The organism is Klebsiella sp. GL120222-02 (assembly GCF_003097195.1).
GTDB classification, from domain to species: Bacteria; Pseudomonadota; Gammaproteobacteria; order Enterobacterales; family Enterobacteriaceae; genus Klebsiella; species Klebsiella variicola.
This window is the reverse complement of sequence record NZ_QEQO01000019.1, coordinates 1-5,661: the sequence shown is the minus strand read 5'-3', so window position 1 is coordinate 5,661 and position 5,661 is coordinate 1. Positions and strand designations below refer to the sequence as shown.

Genomic DNA, 5,661 nt, shown 5'->3' with positions numbered 1-5,661 from the left:
TCGTCCATCGCGATCGGGTGGATCAGGGTAACAACCATTTTGATGTTGTCGCCCGGCATAACCATCTCTACGCCTTCCGGCAGTTCGATGGTGCCAGTCACGTCAGTAGTACGGAAGTAGAACTGCGGACGGTAGCCTTTGAAGAACGGAGTATGACGGCCGCCTTCGTCTTTGGACAGGATGTACACTTCAGATTCGAACTTGGTGTGCGGCTTGATGCTGCCCGGCTTAGCCAGTACCTGACCACGTTCGATTTCTTCACGTTTGATACCACGCAGCAGAACACCAACGTTCTCACCAGCACGGCCTTCGTCCAGCAGTTTGCGGAACATTTCAACGCCAGTACAGGTGGTTTTCGCGGTGTCTTTGATACCAACGATTTCAACTTCTTCACCGACTTTGATGATACCGCGCTCTACACGACCGGTAACAACGGTACCACGACCGGAGATGGAGAATACGTCTTCGATCGGCAGCAGGAACGGCTTGTCAATCGCACGCTCTGGTTCCGGGATATAGGTATCCAGGTGGCCAGCCAGTTCGATGATTTTCGCTTCCCACTCTGCGTCGCCTTCCAGCGCTTTCAGAGCAGAACCACGAACGATCGGGGTGTCGTCGCCCGGGAAATCGTACTGAGACAGCAGTTCACGAACTTCCATCTCAACCAGTTCCAGCAGCTCTTCGTCATCAACCATGTCGCATTTGTTCAGGAACACGATGATGTACGGAACGCCTACCTGACGACCCAGCAGGATGTGCTCACGAGTCTGCGGCATCGGGCCGTCAGTCGCAGCAACAACCAGGATCGCGCCGTCCATCTGCGCAGCACCGGTGATCATGTTTTTAACATAGTCGGCGTGGCCCGGGCAGTCTACGTGCGCGTAGTGGCGAGTCGGGGTGTCATATTCAACGTGAGAGGTGTTGATGGTGATACCACGAGCTTTTTCTTCCGGTGCGTTATCGATCTGGTCGAATGCACGAGCAGAACCACCGTAGGTTTTAGCCAGAACGGTAGTGATGGCAGCGGTCAGCGTTGTTTTACCATGGTCAACGTGGCCGATAGTACCGACGTTAACGTGCGGTTTTGTACGTTCAAACTTTTCTTTAGACATCGATTGTCCCTCTAAGACACGGATAAATCGGTGATATCACCACATCAACCAGGCAACATGCCCGACTTGTTGAATGAAAATAACAGAAGAGAAACAGGGAAGGAGAGAAAAGAAGTGGTGCTGATACCCAGAGTCGAACTGGGGACCTCACCCTTACCAAGGGTGCGCTCTACCAACTGAGCCATATCAGCACGTCTGGAGCGGGCAGCGGGAATCGAACCCGCATCATCAGCTTGGAAGGCTGAGGTAATAGCCATTATACGATGCCCGCATCCTGAAACTCGGCTACCCAGTTCTTTCTGTAATACTAAAGAGACTGCTCTCTTTAGTATTGAGCTGATTAGTTTACCCAACCAACTCCGGCTACGCAAAGCGTCGCCAGAAAGTGGTGGTGGGGGAAGGATTCGAACCTTCGAAGTCGATGACGGCAGATTTACAGTCTGCTCCCTTTGGCCGCTCGGGAACCCCACCCAAATTGTTATGGTGCCGACTACCGGAATCGAACTGGTGACCTACTGATTACAAGTCAGTTGCTCTACCTACTGAGCTAAGTCGGCATCAAGTAGCGCGCATTCTAGGGAGAGGAGCGAGTTCATGCAACTAAAAATTTGCATAAAACGTTCTCTTGCTCACATTTTGTGCTCTTACACGAAAAAACGGTGTAATTTCAAACAGGGCAGTGCAAATATTCGCCAGCAATCCAGCTCATCAGGAGCGGTTCCAGTCACCCGCTGATGCCCAGGATGTATGCGGACGACTGACAGAAAGGTAACGGGCCGTTAGCACTATCCTGCTGGTTTACTACGAATAAGAAACTTATTCCTCTCTTGTGATGCTGGCGCGAGAAAGCAGCATTCAATGAGTTTTTTTCTTATTATTCCCGGCAATCTGGTGTTACCCTCCTGCCCATTGTCCTGATTAACTCGTGTGAAGCATCGCCGTTTCAACGTATACGGCGATGGTAAGAACATGCTTATGAGCCAAAAAGAGCAGACGTTAATGACACCGTACCTACAATTTAACCGCCACCAATGGGCTGCACTTCGTGATTCTGTCCCGATGACGTTAACCGAGGATGAAATCACGCGGTTAAAAGGCATCAACGAAGATCTCTCTCTGGAAGAGGTTGCCGAGATCTATTTGCCGCTGTCGCGTTTGCTCAACTTCTATATCAGTTCTAACCTGCGTCGTCAGGCTGTTCTCGAACAATTTCTTGGCACCAACGGTCAACGCATTCCCTATATCATCAGCATCGCTGGCAGCGTTGCGGTGGGGAAAAGCACCACCGCGCGTGTACTGCAGGCCTTGCTTAGCCGTTGGCCGGAGCACCGCCATGTTGAACTCATCACTACTGACGGTTTTTTGCACCCTAACTCAGTATTGAAAGAACGCGGATTAATGAAGAAGAAAGGCTTCCCGCAGTCCTATGATATGCATCGACTGGTGAAGTTTGTCTCCGATCTTAAATCAGGTGTACCGCAGGCAACCGCGCCGGTTTATTCCCATCTGATTTATGATGTTATTCCCGACGGCGATAAAACCGTCGCGCAGCCGGATATTTTAATTCTTGAGGGACTCAACGTTCTGCAAAGTGGAATGGATTATCCGCACGATCCTCATCATGTATTTGTATCCGATTTTGTCGATTTTTCTATTTATGTCGATGCCCCGGAAGAATTACTGAAAAGCTGGTATATCAACCGTTTTCTCAAATTCCGAGAAGGGGCGTTTACCGATCCTGACTCCTACTTCCACAATTACGCTAAGCTGTCGAAGGAAGAGGCGGTGGATATTGCCACCTCGCTATGGAACGAGATTAACTTAATGAATCTTAAAGAAAACATCCTTCCAACCCGCGAACGTGCCAGCCTGATCATGACCAAAAGCGCCAATCATTCTGTGAATCAAGTACGCTTACGTAAATAAAGCAAAGGGAGCCGAAGCTCCCTTTTTTATTCTGCGCCGCGCAATGATATTTCACCGCCAACCCAGGCTTTTATCACCCCATCCTGTTCCAGCAATAGTGCGCCTTGCGCATCAATGCCACGGGAAATTCCATAGATTTCTTTATCACCGATAATGAGTTTTACCGGGCGATGAATAAAGTTATCCAGTTTCTCCCAGCGCGGCAGATAGGGCGCTAACCCTTCCTGCTCGAACAGTTCCAGGCCCAGACGTAGCTCTTTAATCAGGCGCGCGGCGAGGAGATTGCGGTCGATGACAACCCCCGCCTCCTGAAGGCTTATCCACCCCTGATTGACCACGTCAGACTCCACGCGACGCATCACAAGATTGATACCCGCGCCACTAACGATTTGTGCAGCATCACCCGTTTTCCCGGTCAGTTCCACGAGGATCCCTGACAGTTTACGATCTTGCAGGTAAATATCGTTTGGCCATTTCACACGAACCTGATCGGCCCCGAGCTGCTGCAAAACTTCAGCGATCACGATACCAATCACCAGGCTGAGTCCAATAGCCGCCGCCGGCCCCTGCTCCAGGCGCCAGTACATCGAGAGATAAAGATTGGCGCCAAAGGGCGAGAACCATTTTCTACCTCGCCGTCCTCGCCCTGCCTGCTGATATTCAGCCACACAGGCATCCCCGGATGTCAGCTCATCAAGCCTGTCCAGTAAATACTGGTTAGTGGAGTCAATCACGGGGAGAACCGTCACTCGGCCATGTTCAATCTGTTGGGAAATCTTTTTCTCATCCAACAGATGAATGGGCTCCGGCAGGCTGTAACCCTTGCCTGGCACTGTAAACACATCGACGCCCCAGTCGCGTAAGGTCTGGATATGCTTATTAATCGCCGCCCGGCTCATACCTAACTGCTCACCAAGCTGTTCACCTGAGTGGAACTCGCCATCAGCGAGGATAGAAATCAACGTTAAGGGAATAGTATGGTCTTTCACGCAATGCTCTCCTCTGCGTTGACTTCACCATGCGTTCCAATGAAGCGCACCTCGGGCTGAAGCCATACATCGAATTTCTCACCCACCTGCTGGCGAACGTAATGGGCTAGTTTTACCACGTCCTCGCTGGTCGCTCGATCTTCATTAATGAGTACCAGGGCCTGTTGTCGATGGACGGCCGCGCCGCCAATGCGTTGCCCTTTGAGCTGACATTGATCGATTAACCAGCCCGCGGCCAGCTTGACGGTGCCGTTTGCCTGCGGATAATGCGGCGCCTGGGGGAATTGCGCCAGCAGCGCTTCAGCAACCTGAGCGCTGACGATCGGATTCTTAAAGAAACTTCCGGCATTGCCGTTAATCTTGGGATCCGGCAACTTCGTCATTCGCATATGACAAACGGAATCGAATACCTGCTGCGGGGTGACGGTCTGTGGATCAAGACGCGTTAAATCACCGTAACTCAGTACAGGCTGCCATGCTTTCGCTAACGTTAAACCAATCGCGATGATGGCGTAGCGATCCTGGTATTCATGTTTAAAGATACTGTCACGGTAGCCGAAACGGCATTCCGCCGCTGAAAGACGCTGCTTACGACCCGTTTCCAGCTCAATGCAGTCCACATAGTTGCAAACCCGCTGGAGCTCGACACCGTAGGCGCCAATATTCTGGATCGGCGAAGATCCTGCGCAGCCAGGGATCAATGCCAAATTTTCCAGACCTGGCATCGCATGCTGTAGCGTGAACTGCACCAATTGATGCCAGTTTTCGCCGGCGCCGACGTGCAAGCACCAGGCTTCCGGCGTTTCGCTCACCTCGATCCCCATAATTCGGTTGAGGATCACCGTACCGGCATAGTCGTTCAGAAACAGGACATTACTACCTTCCCCAAGGATCAGCGTGGGTTCGCCTGCCGCGACAGCAGTTTGCCAGGCGCTTAATAACTGCTGCTCAGTTTCGGCGCGTACAATCGTCCTGGCGGAGCGCTCAATGCCAAAGGTATTCCAGGGTTTGAGGGAGTGGTTCATAGTGGCTTCCTGATGCAAAATCGGCGTTAGTTTACCGTATCTGGCGGGGGAAGGCTTGCCTGATTGCAGGGGCAGTGATATTGGGGGCGTTACCGGTAATGATGCGGTGTACCGGTCCGGGCTACAGGTCGTGCAGGGCGGGTGCGAATCCGTAGCCCCGGTAAGCGCAGCGCCACCGGGGAGATATACCCCACACAGCAAAAAACCCCGCACCTTTCGGGACGGGGTTCTTGTTAAAACGCAAAAACAAAAAGCTCAGTCTTTCGACTGAGCTTTCTGCTTTGTTTGATGCCTGGCAGTTCCCTACTCTCACATGGGGAGACCCCACACTACCATCGGCGCTACGGCGTTTCACTTCTGAGTTCGGCATGGGGTCAGGTGGGACCACCGCGCTATCGCCGCCAGGCAAATTCTGTTTTATCAACACGTCTCACGGACGCATCGAGTAATCTGTATCAGAGCTGAAAATTCTCTCAAATCCGCCAAAACATCTTCGGCGTTGTAAGGTTAAGCCTCACGGTTCATTAGTACCGGTTAGCTCAACGCATCGCTGCGCTTACACACCCGGCCTATCAACGTCGTCGTCTTCAACGTTCCTTCAGGAGACTT

4 protein-coding genes, 4 tRNA genes and 2 rRNA genes are annotated in these 5,661 nt (G+C 51.9%); 1 reads left to right on the top strand and 9 read right to left on the bottom strand.

What is annotated here, in order from left to right; genetic code table 11:
• The 5 genes from tuf to N438_RS27385 all read right to left on the bottom strand — a co-directional run.
• A partial coding sequence (gene tuf, locus N438_RS27405; protein ID WP_049011284.1) for an elongation factor Tu occupies nt 1-1,112 on the bottom strand: 1,112 nt, incomplete at its 3' end.
• Between the two features lie 115 nt (nt 1,113-1,227).
• A tRNA-Thr gene (locus N438_RS27400) sits at nt 1,228-1,303 on the bottom strand.
• Nucleotides 1,304-1,308: 5 nt separating this feature from the next.
• Nucleotides 1,309-1,383, bottom strand: a tRNA-Gly gene (locus N438_RS27395).
• 115 nt (nt 1,384-1,498) lie between these two features.
• Nucleotides 1,499-1,583 (bottom strand) — tRNA-Tyr (locus N438_RS27390).
• Between the two features lie 10 nt (nt 1,584-1,593).
• A tRNA-Thr gene (locus N438_RS27385) sits at nt 1,594-1,669 on the bottom strand.
• 418 nt (nt 1,670-2,087) lie between these two features.
• On the opposite strand from N438_RS27385, the gene coaA reads away from it, so the two are divergent.
• Nucleotides 2,088-3,038, top strand: a complete 951-nt coding sequence (coaA, locus tag N438_RS27375) for a type I pantothenate kinase (RefSeq protein WP_012543215.1) — start codon at nt 2,088-2,090, stop codon at nt 3,036-3,038.
• Nucleotides 3,039-3,064: 26 nt separating this feature from the next.
• On the opposite strand, the gene birA is transcribed toward coaA, so the two are convergent.
• From birA to N438_RS27350, 4 genes are all read right to left on the bottom strand, one after another.
• Nucleotides 3,065-4,027 (bottom strand): bifunctional biotin--[acetyl-CoA-carboxylase] ligase/biotin operon repressor BirA, encoded by a 963-nt coding sequence (birA, locus tag N438_RS27370; RefSeq protein ID WP_072125560.1) that lies wholly within the window; start codon nt 4,025-4,027, stop codon nt 3,065-3,067.
• A complete protein-coding gene (murB, locus tag N438_RS27365) occupies nt 4,024-5,052 on the bottom strand; it encodes a UDP-N-acetylmuramate dehydrogenase (RefSeq protein WP_072125561.1) in 1,029 nt (342 codons plus the stop codon). Before murB ends, birA begins: the two co-directional genes overlap by 4 nt.
• Before the next feature lie 290 nt (nt 5,053-5,342).
• Nucleotides 5,343-5,458: ribosomal RNA gene (gene rrf / locus N438_RS27355) — 5S ribosomal RNA — on the bottom strand.
• Between the two features lie 97 nt (nt 5,459-5,555).
• Nucleotides 5,556-5,661, bottom strand: a 23S ribosomal RNA gene (locus N438_RS27350); the annotation flags it as partial.